Source organism: Holophagales bacterium (assembly GCA_016699405.1).
Taxonomy (GTDB): domain Bacteria; phylum Acidobacteriota; class Thermoanaerobaculia; order Multivoradales; family JAGPDF01; genus JAAYLR01.
Genome location: CP064972.1, coordinates 324,957 through 339,138, shown reverse-complemented (window position 1 = coordinate 339,138; position 14,182 = coordinate 324,957). Strand labels below are relative to the sequence as shown.

At 72.8% G+C, this 14,182-nt stretch carries 15 protein-coding genes and 1 riboswitch; of the genes, 13 read left to right on the top strand and 2 right to left on the bottom strand.

Annotation, left to right across the window (positions count from 1 at the left end; translation table 11 throughout):
- The first annotated feature begins 72 nt into the window (after window positions 1–72).
- The 7 genes from IPJ17_01480 to IPJ17_01450 all read left to right on the top strand — a co-directional run bounded on the left by IPJ17_01480 (window position 73) and on the right by IPJ17_01450 (window position 9,187).
- Entirely contained in the window at window positions 73–594 is a 522-nt protein-coding gene (locus tag IPJ17_01480; protein ID QQR74294.1) for a hypothetical protein, read from the top strand.
- 67 nt (window positions 595–661) lie between these two features.
- A riboswitch (cobalamin riboswitch) is annotated at window positions 662–874 on the top strand.
- Between the two features lie 108 nt (window positions 875–982).
- On the top strand, window positions 983–2,806 hold the full coding sequence (locus IPJ17_01475; protein ID QQR74293.1) for a TonB-dependent receptor: 1,824 nt from the start codon (window positions 983–985) through the stop codon (window positions 2,804–2,806).
- Complete coding sequence (locus IPJ17_01470; protein QQR74292.1) at window positions 2,803–3,744, top strand: ABC transporter substrate-binding protein; 942 nt, start codon at window positions 2,803–2,805, stop codon at window positions 3,742–3,744. Before IPJ17_01475 ends, IPJ17_01470 begins: the two co-directional genes overlap by 4 nt.
- A gap of 71 nt (window positions 3,745–3,815) precedes the next feature.
- A complete protein-coding gene (locus IPJ17_01465) occupies window positions 3,816–4,760 on the top strand; it encodes an iron ABC transporter permease (protein ID QQR76060.1) in 945 nt (314 codons plus the stop codon).
- A complete protein-coding gene (locus tag IPJ17_01460) occupies window positions 4,753–5,601 on the top strand; it encodes an ABC transporter ATP-binding protein (GenBank protein ID QQR74291.1) in 849 nt (282 codons plus the stop codon). Before IPJ17_01465 ends, IPJ17_01460 begins: the two co-directional genes overlap by 8 nt.
- Before the next feature lie 63 nt (window positions 5,602–5,664).
- Entirely contained in the window at window positions 5,665–8,403 is a 2,739-nt protein-coding gene (locus tag IPJ17_01455; protein ID QQR74290.1) for a DUF2339 domain-containing protein, read from the top strand.
- 10 nt (window positions 8,404–8,413) lie between these two features.
- Window positions 8,414–9,187 carry a fumarylacetoacetate hydrolase family protein gene (locus IPJ17_01450; protein QQR74289.1) on the top strand — a complete coding sequence of 258 codons (774 nt, stop codon included), beginning with the start codon at window positions 8,414–8,416 and terminating at the stop codon, window positions 9,185–9,187.
- A gap of 30 nt (window positions 9,188–9,217) precedes the next feature.
- Here IPJ17_01450 and IPJ17_01445 read toward each other — a convergent pair whose 3' ends face one another.
- Both IPJ17_01445 and IPJ17_01440 read right to left on the bottom strand, forming a co-directional pair.
- Window positions 9,218–9,430: a hypothetical protein gene (locus tag IPJ17_01445; GenBank protein QQR74288.1), complete on the bottom strand. Its 213-nt coding sequence runs from the start codon at window positions 9,428–9,430 to the stop codon at window positions 9,218–9,220.
- Window positions 9,427–9,645: a hypothetical protein gene (locus IPJ17_01440; protein ID QQR74287.1), complete on the bottom strand. Its 219-nt coding sequence runs from the start codon at window positions 9,643–9,645 to the stop codon at window positions 9,427–9,429. The genes IPJ17_01445 and IPJ17_01440 overlap by 4 nt, the downstream gene beginning before the upstream one ends.
- A 102-nt stretch (window positions 9,646–9,747) precedes the next feature.
- On the opposite strand from IPJ17_01440, the gene IPJ17_01435 reads away from it, so the two are divergent.
- The 6 genes from IPJ17_01435 to IPJ17_01410 are packed head-to-tail and all read left to right on the top strand — an operon-like array spanning window position 9,748 to window position 14,140.
- Window positions 9,748–10,284 carry an NUDIX hydrolase gene (locus IPJ17_01435; protein QQR74286.1) on the top strand — a complete coding sequence of 179 codons (537 nt, stop codon included), beginning with the start codon at window positions 9,748–9,750 and terminating at the stop codon, window positions 10,282–10,284.
- Between the two features lie 4 nt (window positions 10,285–10,288).
- Window positions 10,289–10,978 (top strand): HAD-IA family hydrolase, encoded by a 690-nt coding sequence (locus IPJ17_01430; protein ID QQR74285.1) that lies wholly within the window; start codon window positions 10,289–10,291, stop codon window positions 10,976–10,978.
- On the top strand, window positions 10,975–12,876 hold the full coding sequence (locus tag IPJ17_01425; protein ID QQR74284.1) for a TonB-dependent receptor: 1,902 nt from the start codon (window positions 10,975–10,977) through the stop codon (window positions 12,874–12,876). The genes IPJ17_01430 and IPJ17_01425 overlap by 4 nt, the downstream gene beginning before the upstream one ends.
- Before the next feature lie 9 nt (window positions 12,877–12,885).
- Window positions 12,886–13,284, top strand: a complete 399-nt coding sequence (crcB, locus tag IPJ17_01420) for a fluoride efflux transporter CrcB (protein ID QQR74283.1) — start codon at window positions 12,886–12,888, stop codon at window positions 13,282–13,284.
- Between the two features lie 8 nt (window positions 13,285–13,292).
- The gene (locus tag IPJ17_01415; GenBank protein QQR74282.1) at window positions 13,293–13,655 is read left to right on the top strand and encodes a DUF190 domain-containing protein; all 363 of its coding nucleotides are present in this window, start codon (window positions 13,293–13,295) and stop codon (window positions 13,653–13,655) included.
- Window positions 13,652–14,140 (top strand): hypothetical protein, encoded by a 489-nt coding sequence (locus tag IPJ17_01410; GenBank protein ID QQR74281.1) that lies wholly within the window; start codon window positions 13,652–13,654, stop codon window positions 14,138–14,140. Before IPJ17_01415 ends, IPJ17_01410 begins: the two co-directional genes overlap by 4 nt.
- The last annotated feature ends 42 nt before the right edge of the window (window positions 14,141–14,182 follow it).

The window sequence follows — 14,182 nt, the reverse complement described above, 5'->3', positions numbered from 1 at the left end:
GTGCAGCCGCCGCTTGACGGTTCCGCGTGAGGCGCTATGCTCAACGAAACACACGTTTGCAGGAGCGCCGCCATGCGTAAACAGAGCCTCGCCGTCCTCGTCGCGCTCGTCGTCGCCAGCCTGGCTGGCGCCGCCGCCTCTTCGGCGGAGAGCTACACCGTGACGATGAAGAGCGGAAACGCCTTCCTGTCGCGGTATCGCCCGCGCATGGCGAGCTGGGACGCCGGCAAGATCGTGCTGCTCACCGAGTTCGGCAACGAGATCGCCTTGCGCAAGGACGAGATCGCCAGCGTCACCGCCGACAGCGAAAACCGCGGCTTCGGGCGGGTCATCGACAACACCACGCTCGAGCTCGGGATGGCAGCCAACGACGCGCCGGATCCGGCGGCCCCCACCGACCCGGCGAGTGCCCTTGCCGCTGCACTCGGCCAGCAGCCGGCGGCGCCGGTGTACGACCAGAAGCAGTTCGTCGAGCCCAGCCAGACGGGCGGTGGCCTGCCGGTGAGCTGGGGGCAGCAGTCGTCTGGCCCCTCGCAGGCGCCCGCGCCGGTCATCGTGAATACCGGCAGCGCTCCGGCGACGCCGCCGCAGTAACCGCGCCCGCGTCGCACGGGTTCGGCGTTCGAGGTTTCCCCGCCGCGGATCGTGTCCGCGGCGCTCTTTGAAAAACCAGCGGAGCGGTGGCCCGGCCTCGTGCCGGGCTGAAAACGGGAAGCCGGTGCAATGCCGGCGCGGCCCCCGCCACTGTAACCGGGGACGAAACCGGGACACGCCACTGCGTGGGAGCGATCGCCTGAGCGGTCGCCCACGTGGGAAGGTCCGGGAGTAGGACGATCCGGGAGCCAGGAGACCTGCCGCTTCGCCCGAGGCTACGAGCCCACGGGGTGTGGGAGCTCACGTTCACCGAACCCATCCGTCGGCGCGTCCGCTCCTTTCCCTGCCGGTCCGTTCCTCGGCAATCGAGGCGAAAGGACGGCAGTCGATGCGCAGTCTCGCGATCGTCCTGGCCGGGTGGCTCGGTGGGAGCCTCTCGCTCGCAGCCCAGGATCCACTCCCCTCCAGTCACCCGTTCGAAGAGACGGTGCAGGTGACCGCCTCGCTCGCCGAGGAGCCGGTCGCCGACGTCTCGGCGGCAGTCTCGGTGGTCTCTGCCGAGGAGGCCGAGGCTCGCCAGGCGACGACGGTGCTCGAGCTGCTGGCGACATTGCCGGGCCTGGCCCTCACCCAGAGCGGCTCGGCAGGCAAGACCGCGTCCCTCTTCTCGCGCGGCACGGGCTCCAACCACACCCTGGTCTTGTGGGACGGCGTGCGCCTCAACGAACCGTTCCTCGGCGGCTTCGACTGGGCGTTTGCCGGGCCGGAAGGGCTGGAGCGAGTCGAGAGCGTGCGGGGACCGTTCAGCGCGCTTTACGGCAGCGGAGCGGTCGGCGGCGTCGTGCAGCTCGTCTCGAGCCGGGAGCCGGGACTCAGCGGGCGGCTCGAGGGCGGCTCGCGCGAATACGGACGCGCCTCGCTGGCCGCTGGCGGCGCCTTGGGCCCCCTCTTCGCCTCGGGGCACGGGAGCCTGCGGCGCGGGCAGGGGACGGTCGACAACGACTTCTTCGACGGCGAAGAGGCCGCCCTCCGCTTCGACCGCGACGAGCGCAGGGACGCCGCCGGAGCGCCGTCGCCCTGGCGGATCGGCCTGGCCGCGCGCTGGCAGCACGCCCTGCTGGGGCTGCCCTTCGACTACCTCGGGACCCCGAGTCCGCGTCAGCGCCAGCGCAGCGAGACGCGACAGCTCGCCGTGCCGTTCGGCTGGCAGGGTCATCGGCTCGCCCTCGATGGCAGCGTGGCGCGCGTCGAGCAGGATCTCACCGTCGTCGACGCCGACAACCCCTTCGCCGCGAGCACCAGCGAAGCATCGAGCGACCAGGCGCGGGCCGTCTTGCGCGCGCCGGTCGGTCCACGCCTTTCGTTCGTCGTCGGCGGCGATTGGGAACGGCAGCGGGCGACGAGCGGCAGCGCCTTCGGCGCCGGGCTCTCCGGCGCGACCCAGCGAGCCGATGCGCTCTTCGCCCAGGTTTCCTGGCGCGGCGAGCGCGCCCGTTGGGAGGCTGGCGTGCGGCGCGACGACAACGACGCCTTCGGTGGCGCGACGAGCTACCGGGGTGGTGGCACCTTGCGCCTCGCCCAGGATCTGCTGATCCGCGCGAGCTACGGCGAGGCCTTTCGCGCGCCGTCGCTCGCCGACCTCTACTATCCGGGGTTCGGCAACCCGGATCTCGCCCCGGAGCGCAGTCGTGGCGCCGAGGTCGGCCTCGAAGCGACGCACGGTGGCTGGCACGTCGTGCTCACGGCGTTCGAAACTCGCCTGAAGGATCTCGTCCAGTACGACTTCCTTCTCGGTCGGCCGTTCAACACCGGCCGGGCGCGGACGCGCGGGGTGGAGGGCGAAGTGCGAGCGCAGCGCGAACGGATCTGGCTCCGCGCCAGCGCGACGTACCTCGAGGCGAACGACAGCGACACAGGGGCCCGTCTGTTCCGACGGCCACGGCTGACGGCGGCGCTCGCGCTCGGTGCACGGGCAGGTGCCTGCGATCTCGACGGAGTCGTGAGATTCGTCGGCGACCGGGTGGACGTGGGCGACGTCCCGCTGGCGTCCTACCGCGTGGTCGATGTCGGGCTCACCTGGCGACGCGCGGCGATCGTGAGGCCGTACGCCCGAGTGGAGAACCTCTTCGCGAGCCGCTACGAGGAGGCGGCTGGATTCCCCGCACCCGGGCGCACGTTCGTGGCCGGGCTGACCTTCACCGGAGGCCGATGAGCGTCCCCCGACCGCCGCGCCTGGCCCTCGTCGCCCTGGCGCTTTCGGCCCTGGCGTGCCGCGAAAGCGCGACGCCGACGCGCGTGTCGCCTGGCGCGTTTCGCGAGACGAAGATCGTCGTGATGGCGCCGAGCGCGGCCGAGACGCTCGTCGTGCTCGGACTCGCCGACCAGGTCGTCGGCGTCGGGGACTTCGTCACCGGACTCCCGGCCCTCGCCGGTCGACCGCGCGTCGGTGGGTACGACGCCCCGGACGTCGAGCGTCTGCTCGCGCTGGGGACGACGCTCTACGTCACGGCGCGTGCGGAGGCGGGCGCGGCAGCGCGGGCCCGCCTCGGTGCCCTCGGCGTGGACGTGCTCGCGCTCGATACCTCGACCTATGCCGGGACGCTGGCGGGGATCGAAACGCTCGGCGGGCGGGTCGGGAGGCTCGCCGAGGCGCGAGCGCTGAGCGCAGCGATCCGCCAGCGGGTCGAGACGGTCCGCGAGCGGGCGCAGGGTGCACCGCGTCGGCGCGTGCTCTGCGTCGTCGGGCGTGATCCCCTCTACGCGGCGGGGCCCGGCTCCCATCTCGACGAGCTGATCCGCGTCGCCGGAGGAGAGAACGTCCTCGGCGATGGCGGCGCGCCTTACGTGCTCGCCTCGCTCGAATCCGTGCTGGCGCGGCGTCCGCAGGTCATCGTGGATCTCGCCGACAACTCCCCCGGAGCGCTCCGCGGCGCGCGGGTCGGTCCCTGGTCGCGCTGGCCGCTGGTGCCGGCGGTGCGGGAGCGCCGGGTCTATCTCGTCGATCCGACACGCCTCGCGATCCCCGGGCCGCGACTCGGCGAGATGGCCGAGCTGCTCGCGCGCCTCGTCCAACCCGAGCGTTTCGGCGTGGCGAGCGAGGAGGAGATGTGCTCGGCCGAGGCGAGCCCTGCGCCCGGGGGCGGTTCGTGAGTCGCGGGCCGCTCACCGCCCGGCGTGCCGCGCTCTGGTGCCTCTCGCTCGCGACGGCGCTCGCCCTGGCGATGGCGCTCGCCATGGTGCTCGGTTCGAGCGGGATCACCCCCCTCGCCCTGCTCGAATCCGGCGATGCCGCGGAGGCACGGACGATCCTCGTCGAGGTGCGACTGCCGCGAGTTCTCCTCGCCGCGCTCCTCGGGGGCGCTCTGGCGCTCGCCGGAGCGGCGCTTCAAGGGCTCTTTCGCAATCCGTTGGCGGACCCCTACGTGCTCGGCATCTCCGGTGGCGCGAGCGTCGGCGGCGTTCTCGCGCTGGCGCTGGCGGCGCGCAGCGGGCTCGCCAGCGCTGGCCTGGTGCCGGTCTTCGCCTTCGCCGGCGCGCTCGCCGCCCTGGTCGCGGTCGAGCGGCTCGCCACGACGCGCGGGCGACTCGACCTCTACGCGCTGCTCCTCACCGGGGCGATCTGCAACGCCTTCGCCGCCGCCTTGATCTTCTTCGTGCAGAGCGTCGCCTCGGCCGAGCAGTTGCACGCCATCGTCTTCTACCTCATGGGACGGATCCCGAGTGTCGGCCCGCCCACCCTGGCCGCCGTGGCGGGCGTCACGATGGTCGCCGGAGCGGCCCTGCTGTGGCGGGCACGCGACTACAACGCGCTCGCCCTTGGCGAGGAGACGGCGCGGCAGCTCGGCGTCGACGTCGAGGGGCTGAAGCGCTGGACCTTCTTCTGGACGTCGCTGCTCACCGCCGTGGCGGTGGCCTCGGCGGGTCTCGTCGGTTTCGTCGGGCTGGTTCTGCCGCACCTCCTGCGGCTTGCCGCCGGTCCGGACCACCGCCTGCTGCTCCCAGCGGCGTGGATCGGCGGCGGTGCGTTCCTCGTGCTCGCCGACCTGCTCGCCCGGACGGCGATCGCTCCGGTCGAGCTGCCCGTCGGCGTGATCACCGCGCTGCTCGGCGGGCCGTTCTTCGTCGCCCTGCTGCGCCGGCGCTCGTCGGAGGGTTCGCTTGGCTGAAGCGATGCTCGCCCTTCGCGACCTCGTGGTGCGCTACCGGGATCGTGGTGCGCTCGACGGGGTGACGCTTTCGGTGGCCGCCGGCGAGGTCGTCGGCCTGCTCGGCCCGAACGGGTCGGGCAAGTCGACGCTGTTGCGGGCGGCGAGCGGGGTGCTGCCGTACCAGGGCGGCTCGCTGCGGGTCGGCGGACGAGAGGTGTCGGCGATGCCCCGGCGTGAGCTGGCCCAGTCGGTCGCCGTAGTCGGGCAGGAGGGGGCCGTGGGTTTCTCCTGGACGGCGCTCGACGTCGTGCTGCTCGGCCGACATCCGCACCTCTCCGGGCTGGCCTTCGAATCCACCGCGGATCTCGAGTTGGCGCGAGCCGCGCTCGAACGCTGCGGCGCCAGCGCGCTCGCCGATCGACCGCTCGCCGAGCTCTCGGCGGGCGAGCGCCAGCGAGTGCTCTTCGCGCGCGCACTGACCCAGAGGCCACGCCTGCTGCTGCTCGACGAGGCGCTCTCCTCGCTCGACCTGCGCTATCAGGTCGAGCTCTGCGACCGGGTGCGTGAGCTGGCCGCCGAGGGGGTGGCGGTGGTGACCGTCTTCCACGACCTGAGCCTCGCCGCCGAGTACTGCGATCGCGTGGCGCTGCTCGACCAGGGGCGGCTCGCGGCCTTCGGCGCGACCGCCGAGGTGCTGACCTACGCCCGGCTGACGCGGGTCTTCGCGACCGAAATCTACGTCGACGTCAACGACCTGACCGGTGGCCTGGTGGTCACGCCGCTCTCGTCGCGTGCGCGGCGAGCCCTCGCCGAGCGAAGCTCCGGGACGGCCGGCAATCCGGGCCCGACGGTGACGTAGCATCGTCTCGCCGACGCCCGAGCCTCTTCCTTTCGCGCGCCGGGGACTCCGGAGAGCCACGCGATGAACGCCTCCTTCGTCACGCTCGGTCTGCTCCTTCTCGGCGGGGCCCTGCTCGCCCCGTGGATCGCGCTGGCTCTCGCGATCGCCGCCCGTCGCGAGGCCCGAGAGGCGCGGGAGCAGGTCGCGAGCCTGCGGGCAGAGCTCGTCCGCTGGCGAGCCGAAGCCGCCGTTGCGCCATCTGTTCGCGCCGCGCCCCGGGAGGCGGGTCCGTCCAGCGCGGCGACGGACGAATCGCTGGACGACACCGCCGAGCTCTCGCCTGTGACCGGTTCCCGGATCGCCGGAATCGCTGGCACGTCGGAGGAGCTGGCCCCGTCGCCTCCGATCGTTTCCCCGCTGGCCTCTCCTCCGCCGGCTCCAGTGTCGACCCCGGCGGCGGCGCCTCCGCCTTCCTCGATTCCGACCCCGCGCCCCGCGGGGATGGGAGCCCTCGAAGAGCGGCTGGGCTCGCGCCTGCCGGTCTGGCTCGGCGGCATCGCGCTCGCGCTCTCCGGGGTCTACCTCGTCCAGTATTCGATCGAACGCGGCTGGCTCTCGCCGGTCGTCCGGGTCTCGCTCGGCATCGCCTTCGGCCTTTCGCTCCTCGCCCTCGGGGAGCTCCTGCACCGCCGCGCGGCGCGGATCGCCCAGGCGCTCTCGGCGGCGGGGATCGCCGATCTCTACGCCTGCTTCCTCGCGGCCTCGAGTCTGTACGGCCTGCTGCCGCGACCGGCGGCCTTCACGCTGATGGCGCTCAACACCGCCCTCGCGGTGGGCCTGTCGTTGCGCCAGGGACCGATCGTCGCCACGCTCGGACTGGCCGGCGGTTTCCTCACGCCGGCGCTGCTGCGCTCGGAGACGCCGTCGGTGCCGGGCCTCCTGGGCTATCTCCTCCTGCTCCAGGCCGGCTCGTTCGCGGTGACCCGTCGTCGCGGCTGGACCCCGCTCGCTGCGCTGTCGATCGCCGGAGTGACGCTCTGGGTGCTTGCCCTCGCCGTCGGGGAGCGGCGCCCCCACGACGCCCTGGCCGTCGGCCTTTTCCTGCTGGCCTCCGGCGCGGTGGCCTCGTGGGCGGGACTGCGCCCCGCAGCGGCGGGGAACCTCGAAGGATTCGGCGAGTCCGGCGCCTGGCTGGCGGCGGGTGCGACCGGATCCGGGCTGCTCGCCTACGCGGCGTTGACCGGTGCGGCCGGCAACGGCCCCGTCGAGTGGACGCTGCTCGCGCTGCTCGCCGTCGGCTGCTTGCTGCTCGCTCGACGGTCGGCCGAGTTGGAAGGGCTCGCCTGGTTCGCGTCGGCTGCGCTCGTGCTCACGCTCGCCGGCTGGGCGACACGGCTCGAGGCGGGCGAGGCGGAACGCTTCGCGCTCACCGGGCTCCTGCTCGGGCTCTTGCTCGCCGTTCAGGCGTACGCGTCGCAGTGGGGTGCGGCACGGCCGGCACGGTGGGCCGGGTTGGCCGCGGCGGCACCGCTCGCGGTCGCGCTCGTCGTCTTCGTCGGAGCACGGGAGGATCTACCGGATGCTCCCTGGGGTGCGTCGGCGCTCGCCCTCGCGGCGGTCTTCACGGCGGCCGCGGCGCCGCTCGCCCGTCGCCGCGCGACGCTGCCCGAGGGCGAGGAGCGCCTCGCCGCCCTCGCGGTCGCGGCCACGTCGTTTGCCACGGCGAGCGGGCCAATCGAGCTCGGCACGGCCGGGTTGACCGTGGCCTGGGCGCTCGAAGTGCCGGCGCTCCTCGCCCTCGCGCTGCGCCTGCGGGTTCCCGTGCTGGCGCGCCTGGCGGCAGGGCTCGCCGGCGCCGTCGCCCTTCGTCTCCTGCTCAATCCGTGGGTGCTCGACTACCCGGTCGGCACGACACCGATCCTCAACGGACTGCTCGGGCTCTACGGGGTTCCCGCGCTGGCCTTTCTCGCCGCCGCCATCCTGGCCTCGCGGCTCGAGCGACCGCGCTTCGCCGAAGGGTTGGGTTGGGGTGCCGCGGCCTTCGTCGCCATGCTCACTGGGCTCTCGATCCGCCATGCCTTCGGAGCGGGGGCGCTGCGCGGCACCTCCTCTTCGTGGCTGCGCGAGGCCGCTGCCTTGGGTTTGGCCTGGGCCGTCCTCGGCCTGGCGATGCTGGCGTCCGGGGAAGGCCGGCGATGGCGACCGGCGTTCGCCTGGCTCGACCGTCCGCTGCGTTGGGGTGGGCGCGGGCTCCTCTCGACGGGGCTCGTCGTCACCCTCGTCGGCCCCGGCGTGTTCTTGAGTCCGCTCTTCCGGGCCGAGGAGGTCGGCGCCGCACCGCTGGCGAACGCGTTGGCCTGGATCTTCGGCGGCCCACTCGTCGTCGCGCTCGCCGGCCTTGCCGTCGTCAAGCGAACGACCGTGCCGGCAAGCCCGTCCCTGCTCGCGCGCGCCTGGAGCGTCGCGTCGCTGGTTCTCGTCTGGGGGCTCGTCAGCCTCGAGGTCCGCCAGTTCTTCCACGGGTCGCGCCTCGATCTCGGTGCGACGAGCGGCGCCGAGAAGCTCGCCTACTCGGTGAGCTGGATCGCTCTCGGGTTGGCGCTCCTCTGGCTCGGGATCTCGCGCCGGGGTGGCGGGAGCAGCCATCGGGCGCTGCGGCAGGCGGGTCTCGCCGTCATGTTGCTCGCCGTGCTCAAGGTCTTCCTGCTCGACCTCGGCCAGCTCGCCGGGCTCGACCGCGTGCTCTCTCTGCTCGGCCTGGGGGCGAGCCTGCTCGCGCTCGCCGCGCTCTACCAGCGCGTCCTCGGGCGGGCGGATTAGACTCCGCACCATGTTGCTCTTCCGCTACGGTCCCGAAGGGTTTCACGCCGCGGGGACGAGCCTCGCCGAGGCCCGCATCCTCTACTCCGATCCGCTGAAGACGCCGGCCTCGCAGTGGGAGCTCGGCCGTCCGGTGGACCTCTCGCGCGAGGCGCTGCGTGCGCCGATCGAGCCGGGCAAGGTCGTGGGCATCGGACGCAACTACCGCGAGCACGCCGCCGAGCTGGGCAATCCCATGCCGCCCGAACCGGTCATCTTCCTCAAGGCCCCGTCTTCGGTGATCGGCCCCGGGGCGGCGATCGTCCTGCCTCCGGAAAGTGACCGCGTCGAGCACGAAGGCGAGGTCGCGGTGGTCGTCGGCTCGCGCCTGACGCGGGCGAGCCGGGAGGAGGCACGCCGTGCGGTGCTCGGCGTCACCTGCGCCTGTGACGTGACGGCGCGCGATCTGCAGAAGCGCGACGTGACGTTCGCTCGCGCCAAGTCGTTCGACACCTTTTGCCCGCTCGGGCCGGCGCTCGCCGTCGGCTACTCCGACGAGCCGCTCGAGGTGATCACTCGGGTGAGTGGCGTCGAACGGCAGCGCGGCTCGACCGCCGACATGGAATGGGGGCTTCTCGAGCTGCTGGTCTACGTTTCCCGGATGATGACCCTCGAACCGGGGGACGTGGTGCTCACCGGAACGCCCTCCGGTGTCGGTCCGCTCGTCGACGGCGACCGGGTCGAGGTCGAGATTCCCGGGATCGGCATCCTCGCCAACACGGTGGAAGCCTGGCGGCGCGGCTGAGCGCGGCGCGCGTCGCGCGCTCGTCCCGACTCAGCGCTTGAGCAGCAGGAGGGCCACGCCCCCGCCGACGAGCGTCACGCCGACCCAGGTCGGCACGGTGACGCGCTCGCTCTTCTGGAGCGAGAGCTTGAGCGGTCCGATCTCCGCCTGTCGCTTCGCGCCCGGGACCTCGAAGGTGCGCAGAGCGAGCGCCAACACGCCGGCGGCGATCAGCAACAGGGCGGCGAGACGTCGTGGGGTCACGGGAGCTCCTCTCCGGGGCGGTCATCGACGTCCCGCTCGACCGGAGCGAGCGTCTCCGCGTCGACCGGTCGCAGCTCACGCCAGGGAAAGGCCACGAGACCGCCGACGAGCAGCAGGTGGATCGCGCCGCCGAGCGTCACGCCCAAGAAGAGCAGCACCATCCAGATCGAGATGGCGAAGCCGACGCCGGTCAGGCGAAGGGTCGAGGCGGGCACCCCGCCATCCTAGACGATCCCGCGCCCGCCGTCCGGGCCGGGCCATCTCGAGGTGGCTCGTGCCACGGCGGACCGATTGCCGGGCAAGCTAGACTGCGCGCCGTGCGCGCCTGGACCCTCACTCGCCGCGACGAGCTCTTCGCCCATCGGCTCTTCGCCCTCGAACGTCATCGGCTGTCGGCAGACGGCGCGACGCGCGAGGCGATGGTCCTGCGGGCGCCGGACTGGGTCAACGTCATCCCGCTGCTCGCCGACGGGAGCGTGCTGTTCGTTCGCCAGTGGCGCTTCGGCATTGCTGCGCCGACGCTGGAGATCCCCGGGGGCATGGTCGAGCAGGAGAGCGAGCGCGCGGCGGCCGAGCGCGAGCTGCTCGAGGAGACCGGCTACCGCGCCACCGGTTGGGAGCGCCTCGGCGAGGTGCATCCGAATCCAGCCTTCCTCACGAACCGGTGCGGCACCTGGCTGGCGACCGGCCTCGAGTGGGTGGGCGAGCCCCGGGGTGACGGCGAGGAGGAGATCGAGGTCACCACGCGGCCGTTGACCGCTGTCGCCGGCCTGATCGCCAGCGGCGAGATCACTCACGCCCTGGTGGTGTCGGCCTTCGCGTTGCACTCGCTGCGCTCGCGCGGAGCCGACTGACTCCATGGCGGTGCGCGCGGTCACGCTCGACGTCACTCACACGCTGCTCGAATGTCCGCGGCTGGGTGAGATCTACGCCGAGGTGCTGGCGCGGCACGGGGTGAGCGTCGACGCCGACGGGGTGCGGCGGACGATTCCGCTCGTCTGGAAAGAGCTCTCCTGCTCGGCGCCGGTTCCGTTCGACCGTTTCGAAGCTCATCCGGACGGGGCTCGTGGGTGGTGGCGCCGCTTCATCGAGCGGACCTGTGAGCTGCTCGAGGCGGAGCGCCCGAGTCGCTTTGCCGCCGCCGAGCTCTTCGACCGCTTCGCGCAGGCGGAGAGCTGGCGCGTCTTCCCCGAAGTGCCGGACACGCTGACAGCCCTTCGATCGCGCGGCTATCGGCTCGCCGTGGTGAGCAACTGGGATCGTCGTCTTCCCGACCTGCTGGACCGGCTCGGCCTCGCCGGGCACTTCGCGACGATCGTCGTGTCGGCAGCCGTCGGCCGCGAGAAGCCCGATCCGGCGATCTTCCACGCGGCGCTTGGCGCGCTGGGCGTGGAGCCGGCAGCGGCCGTGCACGTCGGCGACCATCGGCGCGAGGACGTCGAAGGCGCTCTGGCCGTCGGCATGCAGGCACTGCATCTCGACCGCAGCGGCGCCGGCGGCGACCTGGCCGATCTCGCGCAGCTCCTTCCCTGGCTGGCGAGCGCGTGATCGCGAAGCGCTCGCGTCGTCGCGCCGCCGCGCTGGCGCTCGTCGTCCTGTCGTCGGCCGCGCTCGGTGCCGAGTCCCCGGCAACCGACCCTGCCGCGGCGTACGACGAGGAGCTCACCGTGACCGCGACGCGCCTGCCGGTGCCGCTCGGTGCGACCGGCCGAGCGGTCGAGGTGCTCACCGCCGCGGAGATCGCTCGTCAGGCGGTGCGTTCGCTCCCCGAGCTGCTGCGGCTCTTCGCCGCACTCGACGTGGCGCGACGCGGCGCGTTCGGGGTGCAGGCGGATCTCGCCGCGCGCGGCTCGTCGTTCGAGGACGTCCTGGTGCTCGTCGACGGGGTGCCCTGGAACGACCCGCAGACGGGGCACCACAACCTGGATCTGCCCGTGCCGGTGGCGGCGATCGAGCGCGTGGAGCTGCTCACCGGCCCCGGCTCGGCGCTCTACGGCGGCAACGCCTCGGGCGCGGTCGTCCACATCGTGACGCGGCGCGAACCGGTCACCGGGACGAGCGGCGAAGCGACCGTCTTGGCCGGACAGCATTCGCTCTCCGGCGGGAGCGCCGAGGTGGCGCACGGAGCGCACCGGCTGAACGTCGAACGGAGCGAGTCGCGCGGCTACCGACGCGGCACCGAGTTCGACCAGGGAAGCATCTCGTACCAGGGGCGGATTCCTCTGCCGGGCGACGGCGCCACGCTCGGTCTCGCGGCCGGCGCCTCGTCGCGCGACTTCGGCGCCTGGCGGTTCTACTCGGATCGCTTTCCGAACGAGCGCGAGGAGACCGATTCCCGCTTCGTGGCGCTCGACGGCGCGGGTCGCCTCGGGAAGGGCGAGTGGCGCGCCCGCGCGGCGCTGCGCGAGCACGAGGATCGGTTCGTGCTCGATCGCGAGCGGACCGATCTGGTGGCGAATCGGCACCGGACGCGGGTCGGGGATGGAGAGATCGCCTGGCGACGGCGCCTGACCTCCTTCGGCGACCTCGAGCTCGGCCTCGGCTTCCGCGACGAGCGACTGCACTCGAGCAACCTCGGCGAGCGCGCCCGAGATCGGCTGAATGCCTTCGCCGCCTGGACGCGGGAGGGGAAGCGGGTCGACCTGTGGGGGGCGCTCTTCGTCGACCGGGTGGACGGCGAGGTCGAGACCCATCCCAGCCTGGCGCTCTCGGTGCGGCTCGGTCCGGGGCATCTGCGCGCCGCCGCGGCGAGCGCCTACCGCCTGCCGAGCTTCACCGAGCTCTACTACCGCGATCCGGCGACCGTCGGCAATGCCGAGCTCGCCCCCGAGCGCTCGGTGACCGTCGAGTGCGGGTACGACCTCGTCGGCGATCGCTGGCGGCTCGGCGCAACGCTGTTCGAACGGCGCGGTCGTGACCTCGTCGACTTCGTCCGGGCGCCAGGGGAGTCGCTCTTCCGCGCTGTCAACGTGCGCCGTGTCGACACGCGCGGGCTCGAGTTGAGCGGCCGGCTCGAGCTCGCGCACGGCGTCGACCTCGTCCTCGGCTACAGCCATCTCGACGCTTCCGGCGCTGCGCCGGAGGGCACGTCACGCTACGTCTTCGACTACCTCGTCGATCGTGTCACCGCGCGCTGGTCGGGGAGCGGCCCCTTCGCCCTCTCCTGGGGCGTCAGCACGAGCTACGGTCGCCGTCGCGGCCAGCGGTCCTACGCGACGGGCGACCTCCGCCTCGCGCGTCCGCTGCCGTGGCTGGGGGTGGAGCTCTTCGTCGAGGGGACCAACCTCGGCGACGCGACGTTCCGCGAGCGAGGGGGCGTCGAGATGCCCGGCCGGTGGGTCTGGGCCGGCATCTCCTGGAAGAGCACCGGGCGCGGAACCGGCGGCCGTCACGACTCGCGTCGACGTGAGCCGACGGAGCAGAAGCGAGTCGAGGTTTCCGGCTAAGCTCTCCGCATGCCAAGGCCGCTCTGGGTCGCGTTCGGCGGGGCGCTGGGGGCGACCCTGCGCTACCTCGTGGGGGGCTGGGTGCAGCGCAGCGGCTGGGTCGAGGGGCTGCGCGGCGGCGCCGCGCTCTTCCCGTGGGGGACGTTCGTCGTGAACGTCACCGGTTGCGCGGCGATCGGACTGCTGGCCGGACTGCTCGAGGAGCGTTCGACCGCGTCGCCCGAGCTGCGGCTCTTCCTGCTCGCCGGCGTGCTCGGGGGTTACACGACCTTCTCGAGCTTCGGTCTGGAGACGCAGCGCCTGCTGGCGGAAGGCAGTGCGCTCGTGGCGTGCGCCAACGTGGCGGCGAGCGTCGTCGCCGGGCTGGCAGCGGTGCTCGGCGGGGTCGCCCTCGCCCGTCTGGTGTAGGAGGAGCGATGAAGCTCGAAGGGGAGTGTCTGCTCGCGCGGGTCTTCCTCGGCGAGTCGAACCGCGCCGAGGGGATGCCGCTCTACGAGGCGATCGTTCGCCGCGCGCGCGAGCGCGGTCTTGCCGGCGCCACCGTCTTGCGCGGCATCGAGGGTTTCGGCGCCCACAGCAGGATCCACACGGCGCGCCTCCTGAGGCTCTCCGAGGACCTGCCGATCGTCGTCGAGCTGGTCGATCGCGAGGATCGGCTGCGGGCCTTCCTGCCCGAGCTCGACGGTCTGATCGACGACGGCTTGGTGACGCTCGAAAAGGTCCAGGTCATTCTGTATCGACCCGGCGACCAACCGCCTGCGGGCGAGGTGGGATCATGAGCCCGGGACGAGTGTCGTGTCGCCGCCTGGCGATCGGCCTGATCGTGTCGGCCCTGCTCGCGGTCGGCTGCGCGAAGCGCGAGGCGCCGCGAGAGCCGGCGCCGCTCGAGACGGTCGACGTCGCCCCGGCGCGAGACGCCACGGCCTCGCTCGCCGCCGAACCGGTGGAGCGGCGCGCCGAGCGACCGGGCGGCTTCTCCGGCGTGCTGCCGGAGGGTTTCCCGGCGGACGTCCCGCTCCTCCGTCCGTCGAGCCTGATCGACTCGTCCTGGCGCCCCGACGGGGCGCTCGAGATCGTCCTGGCGAGCTCCGCCTCCCCCGCCGACGCCGGAGCGAGCTACGCGGGCATGCTCGCTGCCGCCGGCTGGAAGGGGCACGGTCCGGGCGCCGCCGGGCGTTGGAAGAAGGGGGCGAGGACGGTAGAAGTCGAGCTCGTCGATACCCGGCCGGGCACGCGACTGCGGATCGTTGTGCTCGCCCCGTGAGGGCGAGCTAGACTCGCCTCCCTCGACCATCGTTCCTGGAGG

What these genes read in the sequence shown, in the direction of transcription:
- IPJ17_01480 (QQR74294.1), top strand. Translation starts at nt 73, where the DNA reads ATGCGTAAACAGAGCCTCGCCGTCCTCGTCGCGCTCGTCGTCGCCAGC.
- IPJ17_01475 (QQR74293.1), top strand. Translation starts at nt 983, where the DNA reads ATGCGCAGTCTCGCGATCGTCCTGGCCGGGTGGCTCGGTGGGAGCCTC.
- IPJ17_01470 (QQR74292.1), top strand. Translation starts at nt 2,803, where the DNA reads ATGAGCGTCCCCCGACCGCCGCGCCTGGCCCTCGTCGCCCTGGCGCTT.
- IPJ17_01465 (QQR76060.1), top strand. Translation starts at nt 3,816, where the DNA reads ATGGCGCTCGCCATGGTGCTCGGTTCGAGCGGGATCACCCCCCTCGCC.
- IPJ17_01455 (QQR74290.1), top strand. Translation starts at nt 5,665, where the DNA reads ATGAACGCCTCCTTCGTCACGCTCGGTCTGCTCCTTCTCGGCGGGGCC.
- IPJ17_01450 (QQR74289.1), top strand. Translation starts at nt 8,414, where the DNA reads ATGTTGCTCTTCCGCTACGGTCCCGAAGGGTTTCACGCCGCGGGGACG.
- IPJ17_01430 (QQR74285.1), top strand. Translation starts at nt 10,289, where the DNA reads ATGGCGGTGCGCGCGGTCACGCTCGACGTCACTCACACGCTGCTCGAA.
- crcB (QQR74283.1), top strand. Translation starts at nt 12,886, where the DNA reads ATGCCAAGGCCGCTCTGGGTCGCGTTCGGCGGGGCGCTGGGGGCGACC.
- IPJ17_01415 (QQR74282.1), top strand. Translation starts at nt 13,293, where the DNA reads ATGAAGCTCGAAGGGGAGTGTCTGCTCGCGCGGGTCTTCCTCGGCGAG.
- IPJ17_01410 (QQR74281.1), top strand. Translation starts at nt 13,652, where the DNA reads ATGAGCCCGGGACGAGTGTCGTGTCGCCGCCTGGCGATCGGCCTGATC.